This window comes from Streptomyces sp. S4.7 (assembly GCF_010384365.1).
Classification (GTDB): Bacteria; Actinomycetota; Actinomycetes; order Streptomycetales; family Streptomycetaceae; genus Streptomyces.
The window spans coordinates 6,680,838-6,705,801 of record NZ_CP048397.1 but is presented as its reverse complement, the minus strand read 5'-3'; the positions used below and the strand labels follow the sequence as shown (position 1 = coordinate 6,705,801).

20 protein-coding genes and 2 pseudogenes are annotated in these 24,964 nt (G+C 71.5%); 4 read left to right on the top strand and 18 right to left on the bottom strand.

Annotated elements, in window-relative coordinates; all coding sequences use genetic code 11:
* Nucleotides 1–11 precede the first annotated feature (11 nt).
* The 5 genes from SSPS47_RS29755 to tdh form a co-directional block, all read right to left on the bottom strand.
* Nucleotides 12–1,331 (bottom strand): ABC transporter substrate-binding protein, encoded by a 1,320-nt coding sequence (locus SSPS47_RS29755; RefSeq protein WP_164253630.1) that lies wholly within the window; start codon nucleotides 1,329–1,331, stop codon nucleotides 12–14.
* A gap of 25 nt (nucleotides 1,332–1,356) precedes the next feature.
* Nucleotides 1,357–2,091: a D-Ala-D-Ala carboxypeptidase family metallohydrolase gene (locus tag SSPS47_RS29750; protein WP_239065107.1), complete on the bottom strand. Its 735-nt coding sequence runs from the start codon at nucleotides 2,089–2,091 to the stop codon at nucleotides 1,357–1,359.
* Nucleotides 2,092–2,417: 326 nt separating this feature from the next.
* Nucleotides 2,418–3,332: a LysR family transcriptional regulator gene (locus tag SSPS47_RS29745; RefSeq protein WP_164253629.1), complete on the bottom strand. Its 915-nt coding sequence runs from the start codon at nucleotides 3,330–3,332 to the stop codon at nucleotides 2,418–2,420.
* A 90-nt stretch (nucleotides 3,333–3,422) separates the two neighbouring features.
* A complete protein-coding gene (locus SSPS47_RS29740; RefSeq protein ID WP_164253628.1) occupies nucleotides 3,423–4,604 on the bottom strand; it encodes a glycine C-acetyltransferase in 1,182 nt (393 codons plus the stop codon).
* A gap of 75 nt (nucleotides 4,605–4,679) precedes the next feature.
* Nucleotides 4,680–5,711, bottom strand: coding sequence for an L-threonine 3-dehydrogenase (gene tdh, locus SSPS47_RS29735; RefSeq protein ID WP_164253627.1), 1,032 nt, complete (start codon nucleotides 5,709–5,711; stop codon nucleotides 4,680–4,682).
* Between the two features lie 304 nt (nucleotides 5,712–6,015).
* Here tdh and SSPS47_RS29730 point away from each other — a divergent pair, with 304 nt between their 5' ends.
* Nucleotides 6,016–7,620 carry a CAP domain-containing protein gene (locus SSPS47_RS29730; RefSeq protein ID WP_164253626.1) on the top strand — a complete coding sequence of 535 codons (1,605 nt, stop codon included), beginning with the start codon at nucleotides 6,016–6,018 and terminating at the stop codon, nucleotides 7,618–7,620.
* A gap of 383 nt (nucleotides 7,621–8,003) precedes the next feature.
* Entirely contained in the window at nucleotides 8,004–9,086 is a 1,083-nt protein-coding gene (locus SSPS47_RS29725) for a terpene synthase family protein (RefSeq protein WP_164253625.1), read from the top strand.
* Between the two features lie 58 nt (nucleotides 9,087–9,144).
* On the opposite strand, the pseudogene SSPS47_RS29720 reads toward SSPS47_RS29725, so the two are convergent.
* A pseudogene (locus SSPS47_RS29720) lies at nucleotides 9,145–9,882 on the bottom strand (cytochrome P450); the annotation flags it as partial.
* 133 nt (nucleotides 9,883–10,015) lie between these two features.
* On the opposite strand from SSPS47_RS29720, the gene SSPS47_RS29715 reads away from it, so the two are divergent.
* Nucleotides 10,016–10,627, top strand: coding sequence for an amino acid transporter (locus SSPS47_RS29715; RefSeq protein WP_164254546.1), 612 nt, complete (start codon nucleotides 10,016–10,018; stop codon nucleotides 10,625–10,627).
* 20 nt (nucleotides 10,628–10,647) lie between these two features.
* Here the strand turns inward: SSPS47_RS29715 and SSPS47_RS29710 are convergent, their stop codons facing one another.
* The 8 genes and pseudogenes from SSPS47_RS29710 to SSPS47_RS29675 form a co-directional block, all read right to left on the bottom strand.
* Nucleotides 10,648–11,949, bottom strand: a complete 1,302-nt coding sequence (locus SSPS47_RS29710) for a site-specific integrase (protein ID WP_239064878.1) — start codon at nucleotides 11,947–11,949, stop codon at nucleotides 10,648–10,650.
* Nucleotides 11,950–12,140: 191 nt separating this feature from the next.
* A complete protein-coding gene (locus tag SSPS47_RS29705; RefSeq protein ID WP_164251158.1) occupies nucleotides 12,141–12,476 on the bottom strand; it encodes a helix-turn-helix transcriptional regulator in 336 nt (111 codons plus the stop codon).
* Nucleotides 12,476–13,594, bottom strand: coding sequence for a site-specific integrase (locus SSPS47_RS29700; protein WP_203557829.1), 1,119 nt, complete (start codon nucleotides 13,592–13,594; stop codon nucleotides 12,476–12,478). Before SSPS47_RS29700 ends, SSPS47_RS29705 begins: the two co-directional genes overlap by 1 nt.
* 237 nt (nucleotides 13,595–13,831) lie before the next feature.
* A pseudogene (locus SSPS47_RS29695) lies at nucleotides 13,832–14,674 on the bottom strand (cytochrome P450); the annotation flags it as partial.
* A 74-nt stretch (nucleotides 14,675–14,748) separates the two neighbouring features.
* Nucleotides 14,749–15,360 (bottom strand): ATP/GTP-binding protein, encoded by a 612-nt coding sequence (locus tag SSPS47_RS29690; protein WP_164253623.1) that lies wholly within the window; start codon nucleotides 15,358–15,360, stop codon nucleotides 14,749–14,751.
* The gene (locus SSPS47_RS29685) at nucleotides 15,341–15,712 is read right to left on the bottom strand and encodes a DUF742 domain-containing protein (protein WP_164253622.1); all 372 of its coding nucleotides are present in this window, start codon (nucleotides 15,710–15,712) and stop codon (nucleotides 15,341–15,343) included. Before SSPS47_RS29685 ends, SSPS47_RS29690 begins: the two co-directional genes overlap by 20 nt.
* Entirely contained in the window at nucleotides 15,709–16,116 is a 408-nt protein-coding gene (locus SSPS47_RS29680) for a roadblock/LC7 domain-containing protein (protein ID WP_164253621.1), read from the bottom strand. Before SSPS47_RS29680 ends, SSPS47_RS29685 begins: the two co-directional genes overlap by 4 nt.
* Nucleotides 16,113–17,903 carry a sensor histidine kinase gene (locus SSPS47_RS29675; RefSeq protein WP_164253620.1) on the bottom strand — a complete coding sequence of 597 codons (1,791 nt, stop codon included), beginning with the start codon at nucleotides 17,901–17,903 and terminating at the stop codon, nucleotides 16,113–16,115. Before SSPS47_RS29675 ends, SSPS47_RS29680 begins: the two co-directional genes overlap by 4 nt.
* Before the next feature lie 518 nt (nucleotides 17,904–18,421).
* Between SSPS47_RS29675 and SSPS47_RS29670 the strand changes: the two genes are divergently transcribed.
* Complete coding sequence (locus tag SSPS47_RS29670; RefSeq protein ID WP_239065353.1) at nucleotides 18,422–19,666, top strand: serine hydrolase; 1,245 nt, start codon at nucleotides 18,422–18,424, stop codon at nucleotides 19,664–19,666.
* 245 nt (nucleotides 19,667–19,911) lie between these two features.
* Here SSPS47_RS29670 and SSPS47_RS29665 read toward each other — a convergent pair whose 3' ends face one another.
* The 4 genes from SSPS47_RS29665 to SSPS47_RS36310 form a co-directional block, all read right to left on the bottom strand.
* The gene (locus SSPS47_RS29665) at nucleotides 19,912–22,581 is read right to left on the bottom strand and encodes an AAA family ATPase (RefSeq protein WP_164253619.1); all 2,670 of its coding nucleotides are present in this window, start codon (nucleotides 22,579–22,581) and stop codon (nucleotides 19,912–19,914) included.
* 167 nt (nucleotides 22,582–22,748) lie between these two features.
* Nucleotides 22,749–24,068 (bottom strand): hypothetical protein, encoded by a 1,320-nt coding sequence (locus SSPS47_RS29660; RefSeq protein WP_164253618.1) that lies wholly within the window; start codon nucleotides 24,066–24,068, stop codon nucleotides 22,749–22,751.
* 116 nt (nucleotides 24,069–24,184) lie between these two features.
* Nucleotides 24,185–24,430, bottom strand: a complete 246-nt coding sequence (locus SSPS47_RS36315) for a hypothetical protein (protein WP_343234909.1) — start codon at nucleotides 24,428–24,430, stop codon at nucleotides 24,185–24,187.
* Nucleotides 24,431–24,460: 30 nt separating this feature from the next.
* A complete protein-coding gene (locus tag SSPS47_RS36310) occupies nucleotides 24,461–24,955 on the bottom strand; it encodes an antibiotic biosynthesis monooxygenase (RefSeq protein ID WP_343234908.1) in 495 nt (164 codons plus the stop codon).
* Between the last annotated feature and the right edge of the window lie 9 nt (nucleotides 24,956–24,964).

Below are 24,964 nucleotides of genomic sequence, written 5' to 3'. Positions count from 1 at the left end.
ACCGGCCGCGCTCACCGCGCCACGGGCAGTTCCACGCGCCGCATCGCCTCGCTGAACTCCCGTGCCGTGGACCGCCCGGCGAACAGGTCGCCCACCTCGGTGAGCATGGGATCGCGCCACGCCGGGTGTACGGCTCTCTCCCAGCTGACGGTGTAGTTCGGGGCCTTCCGTACCAGTTCGTACTGGAATCGTGTGAACTCCGGATTCGGCGCGTGGTCGAGCAGCTTCGCCGCGGTGGTCGTGGCGGGGACGTCGCCGGCCCGCAGCAGAGCCTCGCTGTGTTCCGTACCGGTGAACTCCTTCAGCAGGGCGACGGCGGCCAGCCGGTTCTCGGTGCGCTCGCTCACCGTCAGATAACCGGCCGGGGTGCCCAGCAGACTCTCCGGCTTCCCCCTGCCCCGCTCGACCGTCGGGAACGGCACCCACCCCAGGTGCTTGTCGGTGAACACGGGGAACTTCCGGGCGAGCTCCGCGTGCTGCGCGGACTCCGCGAGGAGCAGCCCGGCCCGGCCCCCGGCGAGAAGGGCGGCGGCCTCGCTGTCGGTGGCGGCCTCGCCGCCGCCGACGCCGTCGCCGAACGAACCGCTGTCGAGCAGGGAGATGACCTCCTGCGCCGCCCGCAGCACGGTCCGGTCGCTCCACGCGCCGTGGTCCCCGGACCGGACACGGTCCGCGACCCCGGGGCCGCCGATGCGCTCCACCAGGTACTCCAGCCACCTCGCCGCCGCGGCGGGATCGGATCCGGCCAGCGCGACGGGTACGACGTTCGCGGCGCGCAGCCGGGCTCCGGCCTTCTTCAGATCCGACCAGGTGGCGGGCGGTTGGAGGCCGAGATCCGCGAACAGGGCGCGATGGTAGAACAGGACGACGGGCCGGGTGCCGCGGACGGGGATGCCGAAGGGGCGGTGGTTGACGGCGCAGCCCTCCAGGACACCGGGCAGCAGCCTCTCGCCGAACTCGGGGTAGTCCTCGGTGAGGTTGTAGAGGTCGACCAGCCGGTGCTCCTCGGCCGAGACGCGGATGGCTCCCGCGCTCCAGGTGAAGAGGAGGTCCGGGCCGCGGTCGCCGTCCAGTGCCCTGTCAAGCACGCGGTCGTACGACGACGCCGGGGCGTCGCGCAGCTCGGCGGTCGCCTCTGCTCGCGCCTTGGCCGGCGACTTGTTGAAGCGGCTGACCGTCGCCGCGTGGATCCGCGTGGTGCCGTCCTCGGGAACGAGGGCGAGGAGAGGCTCGGTGGCCGTGGTGTCGCCGCCGGCGCCCGAGTCGCACCCGGCCGCACCGGCGCCGAGCACGGTGAACGCGCCGGCGCCGAGGAAGCTTCGTCTGCTCATGGACACGATCGGGTCGTCGCCTCTCTCAGCAACCGTGCCACTGACGTGAGCCGGTCATGCCCACATGGGTGTGGTCGTTGTGTCCCGTGAAGCCCTGGCCGAGAATCTCCCTGAAGCCGGAGCTCTTGGCGCCGTTGTGGAGCTTGCAGCGCCAGGTCTGTGTGCCCGGCATGTCCGCGGCGTCCCCGTAGGTGTGCCGGCTGCCGCTGACACCGCCCACGGCCTCGTTGCAGCTGTTCGAGCGGAATCCGCTGGAGATCTGGATCGGGTTGCCGCCGAGCTTCTGGCGCAGCGCCTCCAGCTTCCACATGCTCCTGCGCGCGTTGGCCTTGGCGGCGGACGCCGAAACCGCGCCGCCCGACCAGGTGGAGTTGCACTTGTTCCACTCGGCGTAGGAGAAGTGGATGGGCGTGCAGTCCGAGTCCTGCAGCGCGTAGATCTTGTCGACGGTCCGGCTGCCGGCGATCCCGTCGGCCTGAAGGCCGTACTGCGCCTGGAACTTACGGACCGCCTCTTTGGTGCGCCCGCCGTAGACCCCGTCGGCCGAGAGCACTTCGCCGCTGTCCACGAACCCGGCGACACGGATCTGCAGGCGCTCCACCGAGGTGCCCTGGCTGCCCTGCTGCAAGGGCAGGCCGGTGATCGGCTGGCCACAGTCGGACGCGGCGTGCGCGGGACCGGCGGTGACCGTCGCACCGACGATTGCGCCGGCCGAGATCATGACGAGTGCGAGCGATGTGTGCAGCGCGCTTCTGAACATGGCGACTCCTGTGTCGTAGGGGCGGTTCGTGCACAGCGGAGGCGCGTCCGGTCCGGCCGCGCGGCCGGACCGGACGCGCCTCCACGTCGCGGGCGCCGGTCAGGGCGGCGAGAGCGGGGGCGCGCCTGGTCATGGCGACTCCCCGCCCGGTGTCGGTCACGCGCCCCGACGACCGGTGTCGGCCTCGTACGACGAGCACGGTAATCCGGCTCGATCGCGGAGTGTGACGGTCGTTCGCCCCACAAGGAGCGGGCCCCGTACATGGGGGAAGGGGGAGTGGTGACCGGACGGGTGGCAGGCGCGTCCGGCGGTCGGCGGCGGGGTGCTCAGCCCGTCGTCAGGCCCGACGCCGACTCCGTGAGCGCGTCCAGGACCGGGCGGATCAGCGGGTGGTGCTCCGCGCCCCTGCGGACCGCCGCGAAGACCCGGCGGGTGGCGGGCGGGCCGGACACCGGGCGTACGACCGTGCCCTTCAGCTCCATCCCGCGCAGCGCCGAGCGCGGCACGAGCGCCACCCCCGCACCCGCGCCGGCCAGGGCGACCACCGCGCGGAAGTCGTCCGAGGAGTGCACGAGGCGTGGTTCGAAACCGGCCAACTCGCAGGCGAGGCGCATCACTTCGTGGCAGGGGTTGCCCGGGTACGGGCTGATCCAGTCGCTGTCCGAAAGCCCGGCGAGCGGCACCTCGATCTCGTGGCGCAGCGGGTGCCCCTCGGGCAGAACCGCGTCGAACGGCTCGGCGTACAGCGGCACGCGCGACAGGCGGGGGTCGTCCTCGGTGGGCGCGCCCCGGTACTCGACGGCCAGCGCCACGTCCGCCTGGCCGTCGAGGAGCAGCGGCAGGCTCTCGTCGCCCTCGGAGTCCCGTACCCGTACGCGGATGCCCGGGTCCGAGTCGGCGAGGTGCGCGACGGCCGGGGCCAGCACCTCGGCGATCCCCGTGGCGAACGCGGCGACGGTGACCTCACCGGCCGCCCCGCCCGCGTACGCCGCCAGCTCCGCCTCGGCCCGCTCCAGCTGCGCGAGGACCTCGTGGGCGTGTGTGAGCAGGATCTCCCCGGCCGCCGTCAGGCGTACGCCCCTGCCGCTGCGGGTCAGCAGCGCGTGGCCGGTCTCCTGCTCCAGTGCGGCGAGCTGCTGGGAGACGGCGGACGGGGTCAGATACAGCGCGGCGGCCGCGGCGGTCACCGTGCGGTGGTCCGCCACGGCTCGCAGGATGCGCAGGCGCCGGGGGTCGATCACGCGCCCATCCTGCCAGGCCACGGCGGTTTCGGGCCCGGCGCGTGCCGGACCCGGCGCCGTTCGGCCTCGCGCTCCCCCGGCCCGGCGGTCTCAGCCCTTGAGTGCGTCGCGCGCGTCGACGAACGCCGCCACCGCCCGCCGGACGTCCTCGGTCGAATGCGCCGCCGACAGCTGGACCCGGATGCGCGCCTGGCCCATCGGTACGACGGGGTACGAGAAGCCGATCACGTAGACCCCGCGCTCCAGCAGCAGCTCCGCCATCCGCCCGGCCTCGGCGGCGTCGCCGATCATGACGGGGGCGATGGCGTGGTCACCGGGCAGGATCTCGAATCCGGCCGCCGTCATCTGCGTACGGAAGAGGGCCGTGTTCGCCTTCAGCCGCTCGCGGAGCCCGTCGGCGCTCTCCAGCAGGTCGAGAACCTTGATCGAGGCCGCGGCGATGACCGGGGCGAGGGAGTTGGAGAAGAGGTACGGGCGCGACCGCTGGCGCAGCAGGGCGACGATCTCGCAGCGCGCGGCGACGTAGCCGCCGGACGCGCCGCCGAGTGCCTTGCCGAGCGTGCCGGTGATGATGTCGACGCGGTCCATCACGCCGTGCAGTTCGGGGGTGCCCCGGCCGCCGGGGCCGACGAAGCCGACGGCGTGCGAGTCGTCGACCATCACCATGGCGTCGTAGCGGTCGGCGAGGTCGCAGATCTCGGCGAGGGGCGCGACGTAGCCGTCCATGGAGAAGACGCCGTCGGTGACGACGAGACGGCGGCGCGCGTCCTGCGACTCCTTGAGGCGCGCTTCGAGCTCGGCGAGGTCACGGTTGGCGTAGCGCAGTCGGCGGGCCTTGGACAGCCGGACGCCGTCGATGATGCTGGCGTGGTTGAGCGCGTCGGAGATGACCGCGTCCTCGGGGCCGAGAAGGGTCTCGAAGACACCGCCGTTGGCGTCGAAGCAGGAGGAGTAGAGGATCGTGTCCTCCTGGCCGAGGAACGAGGAGAGCCGCCGCTCCAGCTCCTTGTGGACCTCCTGGGTGCCGCAGATGAAGCGTACGGAGGCCATGCCGTAGCCCCACCGGTCGAGCGCGTCCTTGGCCGCGGCGACGACGTCGGGGTGGTCGGCGAGGCCGAGGTAGTTGTTGGCGCAGAAGTTGAGGACGTCACCGGAGGCGACGGAGACGGAGGCGTTCTGCGGGGTGTTGATCACGCGCTCGGGCTTGAAGAGACCGGCGTCGCGGATCTCGTCGAGGGTGGCGCGGAGGTCGTCGCGGACGGACGCGTACATACGGGGCTCCCGGTGGGAAGAGTGTGTCGGGGCGAGGGGTGCTGGGCGGGCCCACGAGGATCGGGCCCGGCGCGATCAGGCCCAGTTGAGGATGATCTTTCCGCCGGTGGCCTTGGCCGCCTCGTCGAAGGCGGTGTCGAAGTCCTCGTAGCCGTAGCTGCCGGTGATGACGGGCGCGAGGTCGAGACCGCCTTCGAGCAGCACCGTCATCGCGTACCACGTCTCGTACATCTCGCGGCCGTAGATGCCCTTCACCGTGATCATCGAGGTCACGATCTTCGCCCAGTCCACCGCGAACTCGGAGGCGGGCAGGCCCAGCATGGCGATCCGGCCGCCGTGCGTCATGTTGTCGACCATGTCGCGCATCGCCTCGGGGCGGCCGGACATCTCCAGGCCGATGTCGAAGCCTTCCTTGAGACCGAGCCGTCGCTGTGCCTCGGCGATGCCGGTGCCGGGGGCCGAGACGTCGAGCGCGAGCGTGGCGCCGACCTTGCGGGCGATCTCCAGGCGCTCGGGGCTGACGTCGGTGACGGCGACGTTGCGCGCGCCCGCGTGCCGGGCGACGGCCGCCGCCATGATGCCGATCGGGCCGGCGCCGGTGATCAGCACGTCCTCGCCGACCAGGGGGAAGGTGAGCGCGGTGTGCACGGCGTTGCCGAACGGGTCGAAGATGGCCGCGATGTCGAGGTCCACCGGTGCGCGGTGGACCCATACGTTCGACGCGGGCAGCGCGACGTACTCGGCGAAAGCGCCGTCACGGCCGACGCCGAGTCCGACCGTGCTGCGGCACAGATGCCTCCGCCCGGCCAGACAGTTACGACATTTGCCGCAGACCAGATGCCCTTCGCCGCTCACGAGATCGCCGACGGCGATGTCCTGGACGTCGGCGCCGACGGACGCGACCTCGCCGACGAACTCGTGGCCGAGGACACGCGGCGCCTCGACCGCCTGCCGGGCCCAGCCGTCCCACGCGCGGATGTGCAGATCGGTGCCGCAGATGCCGGTGCGCAGGACCTTGATGAGTACGTCCGCGGGGCCGGCCTCCGGCTCGGGCACATCGGTGAGCCGGAGCCCCGGCTCGGCCGTCAGCTTCACAAGTGCCTTCATCGGGGCGGCTCCAGGCGGTGCGGGTGCGCGGACACGCGGAGGCACGCGGGTGCGTGACGCGAGCGGCACCGATCGGTGTCGGCACCAATCTGCCGCCGCCGTGACCGTTCAGTCCATCGAGGATTTCTTAAGCGGGGCGACAGCTGAGCTTCACGCCGAACAGGAGTCCGTCAGGATCCGGACGGGTGGCCGGATATGAATTCGCCCACTTGTGCGGCGCCGCGTGCGCCATCAAGGGGGTGCGGGCCCGCCGTTCCCCTTACCATCGGTGCCCACCGCGAGTAACGAGTGGGAGTGAGACAGCGTGAGCAGTCCGTTCAAGACCTCGGTGGTCAAGGAGGCGCAGGCCGGGGACCGGTCGGCGCTCGACCGGCTCGGCCATGAGTCGCTGCCGCTTGTCCATCAGCTCGTCGGCCACGCCCTGCACGGCCATCCGGAGGTGGACGCGACGGCGCGCGACACGGTGCGCCACGCACTCGCCGGTCTCGACGGGCTGCGCCGCCCGGCGGACTTCCGCTCGCACCTGGCCATCACCGCGGTCGCCCGGATCCGTGAGCACGCGGACTACGTGTACGACCTCACCCTCCCCCGCCCCGACTTCGACTTCGTCGATCTGATGATCAGCCGTCTCGGGCTCTCCGGCCAGCACCGGGAGGTCGCCGAGGCCACGCGCTGGGTCGACCGGGAACACCACGCGCTCGTGGCACTGTGGTGGCTGGAGACCGCCGGTGAACTCACCCGGCCCGAGGTCGCCGCCGCCCTGGCCGCCAACTCCCAGCAGGTGGAAGCGCGGATCGCGCGAATGCGGCACGAGCTGGACACCGCTCGCGCGGTCGTCCGCGCGCTGTCGGCGCAGCCGCCGTGCGTCCTGCTGGAACAACTCGTCGGCGGCTGGGACGGCGTACCGTCCCCGCTCTGGCGCGAGCGCATGGCCCGGCACACGTACGACTGCACGGTCTGCTCCGGGTACGCGGCCGAACTGGCGCCCGCCGACACCCTGGTGGCCGGTCTCGCGCTGGTGCCGGTGGGCGACCGCCGGGCTCCGACCGCCGCCTCGCGGAGCGGTGGCTTCGGCGGCGGCGCTCCGAACAGCGTTTCAAGCGGCGTTTCGAGGAGTGTTTCGAGCGACGGGAGTCGTACCGGCGCCAGGGACGCCCTGCGCCGCGACCGGCGGGCGAAGCGGCGCCGCGCCGTCACCGTGACCGCGGCCGTCGCCGCGCTGCTCACCGCCGGTGGCGTCGCCCAGCTCGTCGCGAGCGACCGGGACAAGGACGAGTCACGCGCGTCGACCGCCGTCGAACCGGAGGCGCTGGAGCCCAAGTCCGCGGCGAGCCCCAGCGCCAAGTCCCCCAGCCCCTCCCCCTCGCGCACCAGCGCGAGCCCGTCGCCCTCACCGACCCGTTCGCCGTCCAAGAAGGCGGCCGAGCCGAGCAGGTCGGCTCCCGCCCCGCGTCCCTCCACCGCCGGTCCGGCCCCCAAGCCCGATCCGACACCGCCGGCGGACGACCCCAAGCCGGGCGGTGGCGGCGGCCTCGCCGACCAGGTCACCACCCTCGTCAACTCCGAGCGTTCCAAGGCCGGTTGCGGCCCGGTCAATGCCAACTCACAGTTGGGCACCGCCGCGCTGCACCACTCCGAGGACATGGCGGCCAAGGGCTACTTCGACCACAACAGTCCGGACGGCAAGGACCCCGGCGACCGCATCACGGCGGCGGGCTACGACTGGTCCACCTACGGCGAGAACATCGCGCGGGGCCAGCAGACGGCCACCCAGGTGATGGAGGGCTGGATGAAGAGCCCCGGCCACCGGGCCAACATACTGAACTGCGCTTTCAAGGAGATCGGTGTCGGCGTCCATGAGGGGTCCGGCGGGCCGTGGTGGACCCAGGCGTTCGGCGCGCGCGGCTGACGGCGGGGCGAGTGGCGAGGGGCTCACAGAGCCCACGCACTTCGTCCCGCCCGGCCACCTGACCGTGACGTACGGATCACGATCAGTGTGTTCTCAGTCAGGATCGATCCGGTCGAGCGGGCGCCACCGGAACCGATCGCTCCCCTCGGCGGGCGGTAACGCCGGTACGGCCCTGACGTGGGGGCCCGGCCGGACGGCCGCTCCGAATGGTCCCGGCCACTCCACACATGCTCAAATCCGGCCACGAACGGATCAGTTGCCCTGTTGTTGACGAACCGTCATGGGCATATACGCTCCACTCGTACAACCGCCGCCTCACACCGCACCGCACCAGATTCTCACCGAACCCGCCCTGCGCCCACAGCTTTCCCAGGAGGCCGGTCATGACGTGCGTCGAGGAACAGGTGCTGTCCCAGCAGCTCCCGGCCGTGCCGTTCTACTGCCCGGTGGAACCGGCCGTACATCCCGGCGTCGACGTCCTCAACGACCTGACCGTGGACTGGATGCTGCGTCAGAATCTGGACACCGACGAGCGGCAGCGCAAGCGCCTCGCCGTCTGTGACTTCGGCGGACTCACCGCCTGGACGATGCCGTACGGGAGACTCGAACCCCTCACCCTGATGGCCAAGTTCCACGCCGTGCTCTTCTCGCTCGACGACGGTGTCTGCGACGAGACGGACGCCACGGCCGACCTGATGGCACAGGAGACCTCCCGCATCCTGCGCGCGGTCGAGGCCCCGGCCGCCAACTCCCGCGCCGACTCCCCGCACGCCGCCGCGCTGCGCGCCCTGCGGACGGAGCTGGAGCGGTACGCGTCCCCGCAGCAGCTGCGCCGCTGGACGGACGCCATGCGGGTGTACACCTCGGGTCTCGTGTGGGAGGCGTCCTGGCGCCGGAGCCCCGAACTGCCGTCACTGAACGACTACATCACCCTGTGGATGCGGGCCATAGGGATGGCGCCGTCCACGGCGATGATCGAGATTGTCGGCGGATTCTCCGTACGGGACGAGGAGTTGGCCGACCCGCGCGTCCAGGCGCTCACCGAGATGGCCTGGACGCTGGTCAGCTGGGACAACGACCTCTACTCCCGGAACAAGGAACTGCTGCGGGCGGGCGACGATCTCAATCTGATCGACGTGCTCTGCCAGGAACTGGGCTGCGAGCCGCGCGAGGCGCTGAGGCACGCGGTGGCGATGCGGGACCGGGTGATGGTGCTGCACGGCCGGCTCGGCGAGCAGGTGCTCGTGGACGCGAGCGACGAACTGCGCGGCTACATCGAGGGGTTGGGGCAGTTCGTGCGGGGCCATCTCGACTGGGCGTCGGGCTGTCCGCGCTACTGGGTGCCGTCGGGTCCGGCGGCGGAGCCGGGCGGCTGGTGGAAGCCCGACCCCTCCGACGCCGGCCGGGAGCCGCTGCCGATCCCCACGATCTCCTGGTGGTGGGAGCAGCTGGCCGTCAGCGACTGACCTCCGGCCGCTCCCATCTCACCAGGCCTCAGCCGCCCACATCCGCCGGAGACCCGGCTCAGTAACCCCGCCACCAGCGCACCACGGTCCGCCACGCACGCGCCGGCGCGCCGGGCCCGCGCTGCGCCGGGATCGCCCCGGCCGGATTCGGCGGAGCGGACGGGGCGGCGGACGGCGCCTCGGACGTGGTGACCGACGGGGACCCGGCGGGGCGTGCCGGCGACGGTACGGCGAAGGCGCCGGATGCGCCCTGCGCAGGCACCGGCCGCGGCGACTCCACCTGCCACTCGGTGCGCGGCGCGTGCCCCGGCGTGGCCGAGGGCGGTCCGGCGACGTCCTGCGGCGAACGCGCGGCGAACGTCACCGGCAGCTCCTGGAGGTGCCGTGACATGAGCGACGCCGACCAGCGCAAGTCCGCCTCCGGCACGGCCAGTTGAAGGTCGGGCAGTCGTAGCAGCAGCGCGTCGATCCCCGTGTCGGCGATCGCGCGCCCGATGTCCTGACCCGGGCATTCGTGCGGCCCGCCGCTGAAGGCCAGATGGGCGCGGTTGCCCTGCATGGAGGCCTTCACGTCCGGCCGTACCACCGGGTCGACGTTGGCCGCGGCGATCCCGACGACCAGCGCGTCACCCGCCTTGATCCGCTGCCCGCCCAGCTCCGTGTCGCCGACCGCCCACCGGCCGAAGATGGTGGTGAACGGCGGCTCGTCCCAGAGCGTCTGCTCGACCGCCTCGGGGAGCGTCATATGACCACCGCTGAGCTGGGCACGGAACCGCGGGTCGGTGAGGACCATGCGGGACTGGTAAGAGTCGTTTATCGAGTAGTCGGTGTTCCTGAACCTGACGGCCTTTCGGCTCTCGTGTCTGTTACTGCTCGTGATCAACAGTGGTGTGCGTCGGCTCAAGGGCAGCCACGGGAGAATGAGCGGCATGACACGTCTCCGGGCTCCGTTTGGCAGGTGGGATCCCGCCTCTCTGAGCGAGGTTGTCGCGAGGTTCTCCGGCTTGGAGTCCTGCTGGTGGGTGGCTGGGGGCTTCGCGATCGAGCTCGCGGTGGGCCGCCGAATCCGGAGCCATGGGGACATCGATGTCCTGTTGCTGCGGCGTGATCAGCTCGTGGCCCAGCAGGCTCTGTCGGGCTGGCAATGGTGGGCCGCCGATCCACCGGGAAGCCTGCGTCCGTGGGCGTTGGACGAGGTCTTGTCGCTGGAAGTTCACGACATCTGGTGCCGGCCCGGGCCCGACGATCCCTGGCGTATCCAGATCATGATCGACGAGTCCTGCGGCCAGGAATGGGTGTCACGGCGTGACCCCCGGGTGCGTAGGCCGATCAGCATGCTGGGGATGACCTCGGCTGACGGTGTTCCCTTTCTCGCCCTGGACGTGCAGCTCTACTACAAAGCCAAGACACCTCGGCCCAAGGACGAAGAGGACTTCGACGCTGCGCTGCCCGTGCTCACGGATCAGCAGCGAAGCTGGCTCGTCGATGCGATCTCCAAGACGTACGGACCTCACCCTTGGATCAAGCGCCTGCAGGCGTAATCTCACGGTCGGCCGGTGCCTCACCGGAGCCGTGGAGATCGCCGGTTGTGGTCGCCGGGTGCGTAGTTCTTCCAGGGGGCTCCGGCGTCGTTGGCGATGCGGGTGGTGCTCTTGTCGTGGTAGCCCAGTGCCTGGGCGATGACGGGCGCCGGGGCCTGGAGGACGAGCTGGCGAATGGCCGAGGTGCGGCCTTTCTCGACAGGGATGCCGAGTTTTCGTAGTGCGTCGCGCAGGGTGGCGGGGTTCATGGGCTGGCTCGCTCGGCGACCGGGGAACAGCCAGGGCGAGTTCTGGTTGATGGCGGGGGTGCTGGCGGGCAGCGCTTGGAGGTAGTCGAGCAGGAGGTCGGCCACCGGCTCAGGGGCTGGAGTGGGCGGGTCGCCAAGGCGGAGTGTGACGCACTGGCCGTCGCGGAGAACGTCGTCGGTGGTCATGCGAACGATGCGGCTGACGGGTTGGGCGAACAGCAGGACCAGACAGGCCGCGACCCGGACTCTCAGCGCGGTGCTGTCGTCGGCGAGGACCCGTTGCAGGGCGGTGACGCGCTGGTGTTGGCCCATCGGGTGGGGGTTGGTGGTCGGGTGGTTCGGGATGATCAGCCGCGGCATCCGGCGGGTCTCCATGCACCATCGCAAGAACGCCTGGGCAGGTCGCCGGGTGGCGTACTTCTCCGCGTGCCAGGCATCGAGATCGGTCTGGGTGCAGGCGCTCAGCGCGACGTGCCGGGCGGCGAGCCAGACCAGGAAGGCACCAGCCTGGGTGATCTGCTGGCGGCATTCCTGCGTCGTACTCGTGCCCAACGGGCCCTTGGCCGCCTTGGCTCGGAGCTTGCGAAGCTGGTGCCAGGTGGCGAAGTGCTGGAGTATGCGGGCGTGTTCGGTGTCGGCGGTGGTGGCGATTCGCTGGGCGAGCCACCGCTCGAACAGAAGGAGTCGCCGGTCGAGGTGAGGCAGGACGCCGCTGTCCATGAGCAGGTCGCGCAGGTAGGCGGCGGTCCGCCAGTTCGGCAGGGCCTGGATGGCGTCGTGTGTGAGTGGCACTGTTCCGGTGGCGAGGTCTCGCAGGAGTGCCGGGACTTGCCGGTTGCGGAGCCAGATAAGCCGACTCTTCGGACGGTCCAGGCTCACCAGAAGCTGGTGCAGCGGGATCAACTGTGGGTGGATGCAGCCGGTGCCGTCGTCCAGGAGGGCGGTGAGCTGGTCGGAGAGGGTGCAGCGTTCGCAGAGCCGTCCGCCCAGGAGTAGGCCCTCGAAGCCGCAGCGGTCGCAGAAGAAGTCGCGGCTGATGCCTGCGCAATCCCGGCAGATCGCGGTTCCCGCCACGTTGCGGCCGGGAAGCAGCCGCTCGGTTTTGCAGCCGGGGCAGCGGCCTCGGTCCCGCGTGGCCCGTTCATAGCAGGTGCGGCAGATAGGTCCGTCTGACCAGTTCGCGGACTTGGCTGCGCGGCGGCCGCAGCGTGCGCAGGTGCGTATGTGCCACCGCTCGTATTTCTCGCGGCTGTCGTAGGCCGGGCTCACGAGTCGGGGGTGATCCGGGCGCGCTTGGGCCGGATGGTGTTGGCCAGGTCCACGACGTCGGCGCCGCCGGAGGCGGCGGTGCGGCGCGGGGCGACGTTCTCGGCCCGGGTGGCGATCAGGTCGGTGGGGGTGACGTCGAGGATGTCGCAGAGCGCGGCCAGGACCGGCAGGGAGAGCCGTTCGGGAGTCTGGGTGACCAGGCGCCAGACCTGGACCGAGGACAGCTCGATGCCGCGTTCGGCGAGCAGCGGGGAGAGGTCGGAGGCGGCGAAGATGCCGCGGGTGGCCATCACCTCGCGCAGTCGCCACTGGTAGCTGACCTGGCGTTTCATCAAGCCCTCCTCGCCGGCCGCAGAGCGGCCTGCATCGTCGCGTCCAACGCTCTGCGCAGGGTGCGGGTGCGGAAGTCGGAGGACACGCATGTGTAGATCGCGGTCGTGGATGCGTGTTCGTGCCCGACCTGTTCCTGGACGAACCGGGCGTCCATGCCCTTCTCGATCAGGTGGGTGACGTAGGACCTGCGGAAGGAGTGGAAGTCGAGTCCGTCGTCCAGGCCGAGGGCGTCCCGGTAGGTGGTGAACCGGGTGTTCATCTGGGAGAAGCCGACCCGGGCCGATCGCTCCGACGGCCACAGAGCCCCGGAGCCGGCGGTGGGAAACAGCGGACGTACCTCCTCGTTCCACTGCTGGAGGATCTCCGCCGACCAGTCGAAGACGGTCAGCACACTGCGGCGTTTGGGCGGCGAGCCCTTCTTCGCCTTCCCGTGGCGGACGTAGAGGACGCCGTACTCGCCGAACTCAGGACCTTCGGGGTTGCGTCCGAAGTCGACCGAGTCCAGCATCCGCGTCTCGTTGCGGCGCAGGCCGAAGGCGTACGCGGTCTTGAACAGCATCGCGTCGCGGAATGCGGGCAGCCAGCCCTTGCGGCCCCGGCCGCGGACCCTGCCGACCTGGTCGTCGGCGTGGTCGAAGAACGCCTGCAACTCCTGCCGGGTGAAGGCCCGTTTACTGGGGTCTGCCTCGGCTTCCTCCACGTGCACCGCGGTGTTCCACTCGTGCACCACCTGCACCGGGTGGGCGCCGAAACGCTCCTCGCAGGTCACCGCCCATCCGTAGGCGGGATCGGTGATGAAGGAGCAGAAGGACCGGACCGATCCCTGGTAGTTGCGGAGTGTGGAACGGCGCAGGTGCCGTACCGACCGCAGGTCGCCCAGCCACTCGTCGACCATCTGCGGCGACCAGGCCCAGGGGAACGTGTCCGCGTGCCGGACGAAGGCGCGTACCACCTTCTCCCGGCCCTCGATCGTGGAGAACGCCAGGTTCCGCGCGAGCTGCTGGTTGCGCCAGCCGTCCAGCATCGCCGTGAACACCTGCTCGTCCGGCCGCAGCAGCGGCAGGTCACCTACCAGGTGCAGCCCAACAGCCCCCGGCGCGAGCCTGTTCCCACCCACGAATGACTACCCTCCGCCGCCTACATCAGACGAAGGAATCTTTCATCAGATGTAATCACCTGACAAGTTCCCAGCTCAGAAGGCATGCCGGCTCGCATTCGCCGCATCTCAAGCGGCCCGGCGAGCCATCCACACCGAACCCGCACAGGGTGCTGACCAGGACATAGGGGGAAGGCGGCTGTTGATATGCACCCCAACCGCAGTGTTGCATCTGATGAAATTGCGGCCACTTAGCACATTGGCGATGAGGTTGGCCGTGGTCTCGAACGCCGCGATGAGCACCAGTCGCAGATGCTGGGCGACCTCCGCGTCCGTGAGCCCGGCCGGGTGCTCGACGAGCCAGCTCGCGAAGTCCTCGTCGGGCGCCGCCCGGCGGCGCGCCACCAGCCGGTCCAGGGCCGCCATCACATACGCGTTGCTCTCGACGGCCGTCTCGGTGCCCTTGATCATGTCGCGGGCCGACTCGACCAGCCGTTCGTTGTACTCCTCGGGCATGCCGAGGATCTGGGCCATCACCATCATCGGCAGGTGCTCGGCGAAACGGCTGACGAGGTCGGCCCTGCCGTCCTGGCAGAAGTCGTTGACGAGCCGGTTGCTGTAGCGGTTGATGAAACGCCGTACGCCCCGGTGGTCGATCCGGCCGATCGAGTCGGTGACGGCGCCCCGCAGCCGCTCGTGGTCGGCGCCGTCCGCGAAGACGCAGATGGGCTGCCAGGTGAAGATGGGCGCGAGGGGGTGGTCGGGCGGCACGCTGCCGTCGTTGACCGCGCGCCAGCGTCGGGAGTCCCGCGAGAACTGGGACGGGGTGCGCGTCATGTGCAGGTTCTCGCTGTGGCCGAGAACCAGCCAGGCCGGTACGTCACCGTGCAGCAGGACCGGTGCCACCGAGCCGTGCTCGGCGCGCAGCTTCTCGTACAGGCCCATGGGGTCCCTCTCGGCCTCGGGGCCGTAGAGCCGTCGCAGCCCGGAGGGCGCCAGGTGGTCGCCGAAGGCGTCGGCGACCAGTCCGTGGGCCGGGCAGCCCGGCGGCGGTGCGGCGTGGTCGTCCGTTCCCGGCCGGTGCGAATAGGGCGTTGTCACGGTCACTCCAGGGATGGGAGGGGGATCGGGCCGGTAGGGGGCCGGGCCTCAAGTGGGTTCGGGCCGGGAGGGGTTCAGGCCGGCAGCGCCAGCGAGTGCAGATAGCGCATGAGGGTCAGCAGGACGTCGCGGCTCGACGACCGCAGCCGCGCGTCGCAGTCGACCATCGGCACCTCGTCCGGCAGGTCGAGCGCGGTGCGCAGCGCCTCGACGGGATGGCTCGGTGCGTCGGGGAAGGTGTTGACCGCGACGACGAACGGCACGCCGCGCTCCTCCAGCCGCCCGATCACGTCGAAGCTGACTTCGAGGCGCCGGGTGTCGACGAGGACGACGGCGCCGAGCGCCCCCTCGAAGAGCCCGTTCCAGAGGAACCAGAAGCGTTCCTGGCCGGGGGTGCCGAAGAGGTAGAGCACCAGTTGCTCGCTGATGCTGATCCGGCCGAAGTCCATGGCGACGGTGGTGGCGGTCTTGCTCTCGACCCCGGAGTTGTCGTCCACGCCGACGCCGGCCTGGGTCATGGTCTCCTCGGTGGTGAGCGGGCGGATCTCGCTCACCGACCCGACCATGGTGGTCTTGCCGACCCCGAATCCGCCCACGATCACGACCTTCACCGCGGATGTCGCCGTGGTGGGAAGTACGTCCCCGCTCCTGGGTCCTGTGATCGTGTCAGAGCTTCTGGAGTCCATGCATCACCGCTTCGAGAAGGGACCTGTCGGGGAGTGCGGCGCGGGCGACGGGCGCTCGGGACTCGACCAGATCGGTCGTGAGGAGGTCGGTCAGCAGCGCCGTCACCACGCTGAACGGCAGCCTGAGGTACGCCGAGAGCTCGGCCACGGACAGCGGCGCCCCGCAGAGCCGCAGGATGGCGGCCTGTTCGGGCGGCACCGTCGGCGAGGGGGCCCCGCGAGCCACGATCATGGTGACGAGGTCGAGCGAGGCGCGCTCGGCGCCGTCCGGGCCACCCGTGATCACGTACAGCCGTTCGGGGTCCCCCACGTCCGCCCCGGGCAGCCTGCGTTCTCGTCGGGGAGGAGTCATCCGGTCTGCCCGTCGTGCCGCGGCGGACTCGTCAGATGGGCGCCGATCCGGACGACCATGTCACGCATCCGGGCGCCGACGAGTCCGGCGTCCACCGTCTCGTCGGCGAGTACGGCGAGGTAGGCGCCGGTACCCGCTTCCATCAAGTAGAAGAATCCGCCGCTCACTTCGATGACGACGAGCCTCATCCGGCCGTCGCTCATCGGGATTTCGGCGGCGACGGCGGCGGCGAGGCTCTGAAGTCCCGCGCAGGCGGCGGCGAGACGGTCGGCGACGTCGGGGTCTCCACCGTGTCTGGCGATCCGCAGTCCGTCGGCGGAGAGCACGACGATCTGCTGGACCTGCGGAACGCCGTCCGCGAGCTCCTTGAGCAGCCAGTCCAAGTTGGCACGCTGCTGGATCACTTCAGGTCCCCCTTGCCCCACATGTCGTCTGATTCCCCGCGCTCGCCGGGCAGGTCCGGCGGCGCGTCGCCCGCGCCTGTCGCATCTGTGACGCCTGTCGTGCCTGTGACGCCGGTAGTGCCCGTGGTGCCGGTCGACGGCCCCTGCGGGTGCGGGTCGCCGCTGACCGCCTTGGTGAATGCTTCGAGCCAGATGCCGGGGCCGGGTTTCCCCGCTTCCCCGGTGCCGTTAGAGGTGCCGGGCGCGCCCGGAGCGCCGGTCGTCCCCGGAGTACCGGCGGAGGTCGCGTTCGAACGCTGCGGCGCCGGTGTCCGCACGATGTTGTGCGAGCCCAGCGGGGCCCTGCCACGGCTGCGGCGCTGCGGAAGGCCGTTCGCCGTCCACTCGGTGACGACGGGGACGTCGTCCTCCATGGCGGCCCTGACCGGCGCCGACCGCACCGGGCCGGTGGCCGGGCGGGGCGCGGGAACGGCGGCCGGGGCGGGCGCGGGGTTCGAGGCCGGGGCCCCGCTCCCCCGGCCCGGCGTGCGGCCGATGGCGGCGGCAGGCGCGGCGTCCGCGGTGCGCGGGCGGCGCATCTCGGGCAGCTCGGTGCCGCCGGTGCCCATCGCGGACGCGCCGATGCCGTGGGCGATACCGGGCGCGGGCCCTGTGGTGACCACGTCGCGCGGTACGACGAGGACGGCGCGCACGCCTCCGTACGCGGACTGCCTCAGCGAGACCTGGAGGTTGTACATCTGGCAGAGCCGGCCGACGACGGCCATGCCGAGCCGCGGGCTCTCACCGAGATCGTTGAGATCGACACCGGCCTGCGCCTGCGCGAGCATCCGCTCCGCCCGCGTCCGTGCCTCTTCGCTGAGGCTGACGCCGCCGTCCTCGATCTCGATCGCGATACCGGTCTGCACCTCGACGGCGGTCACGTGGACGCGCGTCTGCGGGGGCGAGTAACGGGTGGCGTTGTCGAGGAGTTCGGCGCACGCGTGGATCAGCGGCTCGACCGCCGTACCGACGATGGCGACCTTGGCGATCGAGTGCAGATCGACTCGCTGGTACTCCAGGATCCGGGACATCGCACCACGCAGCACGCTGAACAGCGGTACGGGCCGGGGCCATTGGCGTCCGGGACGGGCCTTGCCGAGTACGGCGACACTGTCGGCGAGCCGCCCGATGAGGGCGGTGCCGTGGTCGATGCGCAGCAGGTCGTCGAAGACCTCGGGATTGCGGCCGTGGTGCTCCTCCATCTCGCGCAGTTCGCTGGCCTGTTGGTGCACGAGGGACTGGACGCGTCGGGCGATGTTGACGAAGGAGCGCTGCGCGGACTCACGCATGGCCTCCTCGTCGTCGACGATGTCGAGGATCGCGCGGAGCAACGCGCGCTGCGAGTCGGGGAGTTCGCGGTAGCGCTCGTCGCCGTCGACGATGACGTTCATGACCTCCTGGGGCGAGTTCCCCCGGCGGAGCTGGTGGATGGCGAGCGGCATCAGTTCCTTGCCGAGGCGCACGCTCTGGCTGTCGTGCTCGGCGATACGCCTTTCCAGGAAGGCGACTTGGTGCCCGTACCGCACATGCGACGCGCGCGTCGCCTGGCCCCGCCGGGCGATCTCCACGGCCCCCCAGGTGACGAGGACGGTGACGACCGCGCCGTACGCCGCGACCGGAATCCGGGCGGCGTCGGCGACGAGGACCACGACGACGGCCGTCGCCGTCGCCATCAGGGCGGCGGAGAGCAGAAGCGCGCGAACGGTTGGTGACGCTTGATCATTCATCGGTGCTTCAACACGAACCATGTAAGCCCTCTGGCGATCGATTCAGGGTCGGGTATTCGAAACTATTGCGGCAGATGGGAACAAGCGCCTGATTCCGTATCAACTCGGTGCGCTCCGCGAGAGCCTAGTGCGGGCGAAAGTGCTCAACGGCATATTCACCAACCCCGTGCGGGGACCGGCCCGGCAGGCATAGACTCGCGCGTTTTGCACGGAGCGCCGCGCGAACGGCACGCTCAGTGACGACACCTGTTCGAATTGCGGCGCCTTGTACCCTTGGCGAGCGCGGGGGGACCGACCGGCCGGACCCGCCCCGTCGGCCACGCCCGCAAGGCTCGCCGACACGCCGAAGGAGGCGGGGGCGGCGTCGGACGGGGATACCTCCGGTCGGCTCAGGCGGCCGTGCGCGGGGCGGCGCCCGTTTCTACGGTGACTGAATGATCATCAGATGGCTCCCGCATCCCTCGTTGGCCCGCTCCATGGCCCTGACCACCGGTCTGGCCGGTCTGCTGGCCGTTGTTCCGGCGGCGGCGTCCGTACCCATGGCCACCGCCGCGAGCGCCGCGGCCTCCACCGCCGACGCGCTCTCGCGGGCCGACCCCTCCCTGCTGTACCGGCCCGGCACCCACGTGCGCGCGACATCGGGCGCGCCCGCGCCTCCCAAGGATGTCTCCGCCCTCTCCTGGGTCGTCGCCGACGCGCGCACGGGCGCGGTGCTCGCCGCCCACAACGCGCACCGCGCGCTGCCGCCCGCCAGCACGCTCAAGACCCTGTTCGCCGTCACCGCGCTGCCCCGGATCCCCTCGGGCACCCGGCACAGCGTGACCCGGGCCGATCTGGCGGGGATCGGCGCCGGCAGCAGCATGGTGGGAATCACCGCCGGGCAGACGTACGACGTGGCCGATCTGTGGCGGGGTGTCTTCCTCAGCTCGGGCAACGACGCCGTGCGGGTCCTCGCCGGGATGAACGGCGGCTGGAAATCGACCATCAGACAGATGCAGGCCAAGGCGGAGGAGCTGGGCGCCCGCGACACCCGCGTGGTCTCGCCGGACGGCTACGACGAGCCCGGGCAGGTGTCGTCGGCGTACGACCTCGCGGTGTTCGGCCGCGCGGGGCTGAAGTCGCCGGCGTTCGCGCGGCACTGCTCGACCGTCGACGCCCGGTTCCCCGGCGACCGCGGCACGGCCTTCGGCATCCGGAACACGAACAAGCTGCTGACGGGTGCCGATGGTGTGCGGCGCTATCCGGGGCTGATCGGTGTCAAGAACGGCTACACCACGAACGCGGGGAACACACTGGTCGCGGCGGCCCGGCGAGGGGACCGCACGCTGCTGGCGACGGTGATGAATCCGCAGTCCGGGGCCTCCCACGCGGTGTACGAGGAGGCCCGGTCCCTGCTGGACTGGGGCTTCAAGGCCGCGCCCGCCGTGACGCCCGTGGGGTCGCTGGAGCCGCCCCGGCCGCCGAACCCGCCTCGCCAGGCGGTCGAGGAGGAGAAGCGCGGACTGATCGCGCGGGCGGGGCGGGCGGCGGGGCCGGAGGCCGTCGCGGCCACCGCCACGGCCACAGCTACGGCTACGGCTACGGACACCGCGCGGTCGCCCCGCCTCGCGGCCGCGGCGCGGGCCGAGCCCTCGGACCGGCCGTCCGCACCGTCCGGGTACGTCTGGCCCATCGTGTTCATCGGGGCCGCGTGCCTCGCCGCGCTGGTGCTGTTCGTCGTGCGGCGCGCCACCCGCCGACGCCGGGATGCGCCGGAGCCCTACCCGACGCCGCCGGCGCCATGAGTGCGGGTCGTCACGGTGGTGGGGACGCGAGCGGCGGCGCCGGCACGCCCGACGGACGCATGGAGCACGACGTTCCGGCTGTCGTCGCGCCCCCGTACGGCGGCGGACGGCGGGCCCGGGCCGGGGGGGCAGCGCCGCCGCTCGCGCGCGCCACCCGCCGGCGTGACCGGGCCGCTGCGCCGTACCGGTGCCGACCCCGCCCGGACGACCGACGCCGGGAACGGTGGGGTGGCGCGGCGGCGGGCTCAGTCCTGGCGGTGAACCGCGCCGCCGCCCGCCGTGCTGGTGCCCTCCAGCGCCAGCCGTGCCCGCTCCGCGAGTCCGTCGGCGCCGCACTCCTCGGCGAGTACCCGGCCCCGCCCGAGGTCCGGGGCGGAGCGCGCGGCGATGCCGTACTCGACCCGCGCGACCGCCAGCTCGTACGTACAGGGTGACGCTTCGAGATGGGTGACCGCCTCGGCGAGCAGCTCGACGGCGGCCGGCCCCTCGGTCAGGGCGGCCGAGGTGCACAGCGCGACACCGATCGCGGTGTGCGTACCGAAACGCTCGGCCCGGTCGCGGGCGTACGCGGCGAGTTCGGCCGCGCGGTCCGGATCCACGTCGGCCAGCGCCCGTGCGAGGTCGCACGCCCAGGGAGCCATCACCAAGTTGTGCCTGCCACGCGCCGTCAACGCCCGCCCCGTGCTTTCGAGTTCGGCGATCGCCTCCTCCGTGCGGCCGAGGGCGAGCAACAGCCGGCCACGTACGGAGCGGGCGTCGGGGATGGCGATGGACGAGGCGTACGGCGGTGCGAAGGCGTAGCGCTCGGCCGCTTCGCGCGCCGCTTCGACATGGCCCCGGGCGAGGAGGGTGTCCACCAGCATGCAGATGCCGTTCCAGTGCATCGGCAGCCGGTCGCCGACCCGGTCGGCCAGGCGCAGGCTCTCGCGCAGATACGCCTCCGCGTCGACGAGGCGGCCGCGTCTGCGGTGGGCGTAGCCGACGAGCGTATGGGCGAAGGCGAGATGGCCGCCGCTCCAGCCGGAGATCTCGAAGGCCCGCATGCCTTCGTCGAACAGGCTCTCCGCGCGGTCGAGTTGGTCGGCGAACGCGAAGGACAGCGCGAGCAGGGCGGGTGGTTCGAAGCCCCAGGACGTGCCGGTCCAGCCGGTACCGGGGGCGAGCACCCCGTCGACCAGGGCGCGTTCGCCGATCTGGACGATCTCCTCAGCGCTCTCGCCGCGCGCCGTGGCGTCGAAGGCGCGCAGCATGAGCAGGACGCGTTCGGTGTTGTCGCGTCCGCTGAGACCGGCCGCCGTGCCGGTGAGGCGGCGGGCGCGTTCCCTGCCGTCGTCCTCGGCGTCCTGGACGCCCTCCCAGAGGAAGTGCGCGGCCCTGAGGCGCATCTGGGCGGGCCCGGGTGCGGTGCGGGCGGCTTCGGCGGCGACGACCTGGGCGGCTTCCCGGGTCTGGTCGTTGTGTGTCAGGGCCTGGGACAGCCGGAAGACCGCGTCGACGCGCAGCGCGTCGTCGAGGAGCCGGGTGTCGATCGCCGCGCGCAGATGATCGACGGTGGTGGCCGGTGACGACAGGAGGGTGGCGCAGCCCAGTTCGTAGAGCACTTCGGCGCTCACGCGGGGCAACGGTGGTTCCTTCAGGGCGCGTTCGAGGCATCGGCGGGCGGCGTCGGGGGCGCCGACCGCGAGGTGTTCGGCGGCTGCCTCGCGCAACTGCTCGACCAGTTCGGCGTCGTTGTCGGGGTGGACCTCCAGGAGGTGCCGGGAGGCGAGGGCCGCGCCCCGGCCGCTGCGGGTGACGAGCCAGGCGGCCCGGCCGTGGAAGGCTGTCCTGGTGGCCGGAGGGATGGCGCGGTAGACGGCGGTGGCGATGAGGGGGTGGACGAATTCCAGCGGGTCGGTGCCGACGAGGATGCGGGCCAGCCGGAGCCTCTCGGCGCAGTCGGCGGCCTCCGCGGGCCCCATTCCGGCGAGGGACACGACGAGTTCGGGGGAGATGTCGGTGCCGAGGATGGCGGCGGCCCAGGCGAAGCGGGTCGTGGTGGTGCCCAGCTCCTCCAGCCTGGCGATGAGGCCGGTGCCGCGTGTCGCGGCGCCGAGCGCGCTGAGTGCGTCGGCGGACTCGGCGACGGGGTCCAGGGCCTGGTCGCGCGCCTTGGCGAGCAGTTCGACGGTTTCGTAGGCGTTGCCGCCGGTGACTTCCCAGACCTCGCGGCAGAACGGTTCGTCGGCGTGCTCCCCGAGGCTGGCGCGGGCGAGCTTGGCGGTGGCTTCCGAGGTGAGTGCCTTCAGGGTCACGAGGAGTCTGGCGCTCTCGCCCAGGGCCCGCAGGAGGTGGGCGCACTCGCCGATCGCGTCCTCGACGCGGTACGCGACGACGACCAGGATCGGCGGGCCGCCCGTGCGCCGGGCGAAGGAGGCCAGCCAGGCGAGGGATTCGAGGTCGGACCAGTGCGCGTCGTCGATGATCAGGACGAGTGGGGGCCGTGCTTCGGCGAGTGAGCGGAAGAGCGTCTCGAAGCCGTCCCTGACGCCCTGTGGATCGGCGTGCCGTTCGCCGGGCGGTGCGACTCCGAGGGCGGGGCCGACGATGTCGTACCCGTCACCGAGCAGTTCCCGTAACCCGTCGGGCTGACGCCCCGTCAGGGCCGGCTGGAGCAACTGCCGTACGACGTGGAAGGGCACGGATGTCACGGTCTCGCCGCCGCGCGCCGACCACACCGTGCAGCGGCCGGCCGCCATGCGCCGGACCTCGGAGAGCAGCGCGGTCTTGCCGAGCCCGGCGGCGCCGCGGTAGACGAGGAGCCCGCCGGACGGTGTCGCTCCGAAGAGCCCGTCGACGGCGTGCGCGGCGGCGGCGATCTCCGGCTCGCGTTCGAGGAGCGGGATGCCGACCGGGTGCTCCGACGCGGGCACCATCACCCTCCTTGAGGTGAACGGACGTGCAGGTCAGGTCCCGACACTAGTCCGCTCGTCCTACGGATGGGCAGGGATCAGCGCGGATTCGAACGTTTTCGGCCGATGCTGATCGTTCGTGTACTCGCACCGATCGCGTGCAGAGGTGGGACGGCCTGCGGCCGGTGCGTTCAGCGGCGCCTGTCCGGGGCGGTTGTGCCACCGCGGAGGGAGGAGAGGACCAGCCGGCCGTAGCGGGTGGTGAGCGCGGCGGCCGTCGCGGCGACCGACAGGCCGAGGGCGACGAGGAGATGGGGGACGGACTCGTCGCCGAGGACCTGAAGGACACTCAGCGCCGTGCCGAGCGGGAGTCCGAGGATGGTGAGGACGCCCAGCGCGCCGCTGATCTGCTGGCTCTCCAGGGTCTGGACCAGCCGGCTGTAGTCGGCGGCCTCGGCGAGGATCTCGGCGACGCGCTCGGGGAGCCGGTGCTGGTGCTGGAAGGCGCGGAGCAGGCCGTTGGCGGGACCGTGTGCGGTGAGGTGCTGGCGCCAGTAGGTGCTGCGGAAGCGGGCGATGTTCTTCTCCAGCGCGGTCACCCGGCGGGTGAGGCGTTCGGAGTCGAAGACCTCGGAGAGCTCTTCGGTGAGTTCGTCGATGTGGTCGCGCTGGAGCGACCCGAGGAGCAGCGCGTCGAGGTAGACGGTGCGGGCGTGCAGGGCGCCGAAGTCGTAGAAGTCGCCGTCCCCGCCGTCGGCCCGGTGTCCGAGGAACGCGGCGCCGTGGCGCAGTACGAGGGCGCTCCAGTCGGCGGATATCCGCACGGTGGAGGCTTCGTGGTGCGGGGCGCTCTCGGGTACCACGGGAAAGTCGCCCGGGGCGGAGCGGGAGGCGAGCTGCCAGAGCCACCGGTCGGCGGTGGGCGGCAGCATCGCTTCGGGGTCCGGGCGCAGTGCCGGTGTGTGGTGGGCCCCGGGGGTCAGGAAGGCGACGGTGTAGGGACGGGCGAGGGCGAACGTACCTGTCCTGTCGCGTACTTCGGCGACCGCGTCGAGAAGGGTGTCGGGGTCGAGGGGGCCGCTGAGGGGGTCGGGTCCGGCGGTGGGGCGGTGGCCGATGGCCCGCAGCACCGGGAGTAGTGGTACGTCGACGGTGAAGTGCAGTACGGCGAGGGCGTGCCGGGGGTCGCGGGCGGTGGCGGTGGCGGTGGCGGTGGCGGTGCGCAGGATCTCCAGGCCGATGAGGTGCAGGCCGTCGTGGGTGACCGCGAGCACCCGGTGCCAGCGGCAGGGGCGGTCCGGTGTCCCGTAGAGAACGCGGGCGGAGGCCGGCGCGAAGTATCCGGACCGGGTGGCGGTGTCGGTGCGGCGGGCGCCTTGGGTGAAGGGATACGGACCCTGGGCCCACCCGGCGCGCGGATCGGGTGTGCGGTGCAGCCGGACCGGGAGGACGACGGTGAGCGTCTGGCGTGCGCCGGTGACGGTTTCGAGAGTGGGGCCGGTGTCGGTCATCGCTGCCGCCGCCCTCGCTCGTGGCGCCGCTCCACGGTCCTCCTCGGGGTTCCTCCGGTCGGTCATCAGGAGGTTACCGCGCGGCAGTTGGGGTGGCGGGGGCCGGTGTCACGGGATCACGGCCGGTACGGCGGCGCCTCTCCCCAGCCCCAGCGCGGGACCGGGGCGCGGGGTACCGGGGCCGCGTCGGGGCGGGAGTTCTCCAGGGCGATACGGGTGCCCCATTCGAGGTAGCCCGTGAAGGCGGCGCGGAATTCCGGGTCGGCGGGGAGGCCGACGTCGTCCGCCGCGTCGGCGAGGAGGTCCACCCAGCGTCTGCGCTGCCGCGGGGTGATGGCCTTGCCGATGTGGTGGGCGAGCATGGCCTCGTAACCGCCGTGGTGAGCCGTGTATTAGGCGGGGCCGCCGAACACCTCGCCGCCCCAGAGCGCCACGTGGTGCGGATGGTCCGCGCTCATGCCGGAAAACATCGGCGCGAGCAATTCGTCCGTGGCGACGATTTCGTAGAAGCGGCTGGAAAGCCGGTCGAAGGCATCGCCGCCACCGGCCCATTCGTAGAGGGTCGGTGGCCGCGGTGTACCGGCGCCGACTCCGGCGACTTCGGTCGGGGTGCAGTGCCGCATCTCTTCGATCGCGTCGACGTAGGGGCGGATCCCGGTGAAGAAGGCACGGAACTCCGCACTGGACCGGAAGTCCTTCAGATGCTTGTCGAGCGACTCCCAGCGGATCCGGAGGATGTAGTGGTCGGACTCCTCGACACAGCGCGAGAGCTCGAAGTCGTGACAGAAGGGCGAGCGGCCCAGTGGGCCGGCCGCGCGGGCGTAGGCGGCTTCGAATTCCGCCGCGCGGTTCTCGGAAATTCGGTAGCGAATGTATTCGAGGATCATGTGTCCCCA

Coding starts and splice junctions, on each gene's coding strand:
- SSPS47_RS36315 (WP_343234909.1), bottom strand. CDS start 24,430: ATGCTCGCCCACCACATCGGCAAGGCCATCACCCCGCGGCAGCGCAGA.
- SSPS47_RS29660 (WP_164253618.1), bottom strand. CDS start 24,068: ATGACCGACACCGGCCCCACTCTCGAAACCGTCACCGGCGCACGCCAG.
- SSPS47_RS29670 (WP_239065353.1), top strand. CDS start 18,422: ATGGCCACCGCCGCGAGCGCCGCGGCCTCCACCGCCGACGCGCTCTCG.
- SSPS47_RS29755 (WP_164253630.1), bottom strand. CDS start 1,331: ATGAGCAGACGAAGCTTCCTCGGCGCCGGCGCGTTCACCGTGCTCGGC.
- SSPS47_RS29740 (WP_164253628.1), bottom strand. CDS start 4,604: ATGTACGCGTCCGTCCGCGACGACCTCCGCGCCACCCTCGACGAGATC.
- SSPS47_RS29715 (WP_164254546.1), top strand. CDS start 10,016: ATGACACGTCTCCGGGCTCCGTTTGGCAGGTGGGATCCCGCCTCTCTG.
- SSPS47_RS29685 (WP_164253622.1), bottom strand. CDS start 15,712: ATGACTCCTCCCCGACGAGAACGCAGGCTGCCCGGGGCGGACGTGGGG.
- SSPS47_RS29675 (WP_164253620.1), bottom strand. CDS start 17,903: ATGGTTCGTGTTGAAGCACCGATGAATGATCAAGCGTCACCAACCGTT.
- SSPS47_RS29750 (WP_239065107.1), bottom strand. CDS start 2,091: ATGTTCAGAAGCGCGCTGCACACATCGCTCGCACTCGTCATGATCTCG.
- SSPS47_RS29725 (WP_164253625.1), top strand. CDS start 8,004: ATGACGTGCGTCGAGGAACAGGTGCTGTCCCAGCAGCTCCCGGCCGTG.
- SSPS47_RS29690 (WP_164253623.1), bottom strand. CDS start 15,360: ATGGACTCCAGAAGCTCTGACACGATCACAGGACCCAGGAGCGGGGAC.
- SSPS47_RS29705 (WP_164251158.1), bottom strand. CDS start 12,476: ATGAAACGCCAGGTCAGCTACCAGTGGCGACTGCGCGAGGTGATGGCC.
- tdh (WP_164253627.1), bottom strand. CDS start 5,711: ATGAAGGCACTTGTGAAGCTGACGGCCGAGCCGGGGCTCCGGCTCACC.
- SSPS47_RS29665 (WP_164253619.1), bottom strand. CDS start 22,581: ATGGTGCCCGCGTCGGAGCACCCGGTCGGCATCCCGCTCCTCGAACGC.
- SSPS47_RS36310 (WP_343234908.1), bottom strand. CDS start 24,955: ATGATCCTCGAATACATTCGCTACCGAATTTCCGAGAACCGCGCGGCG.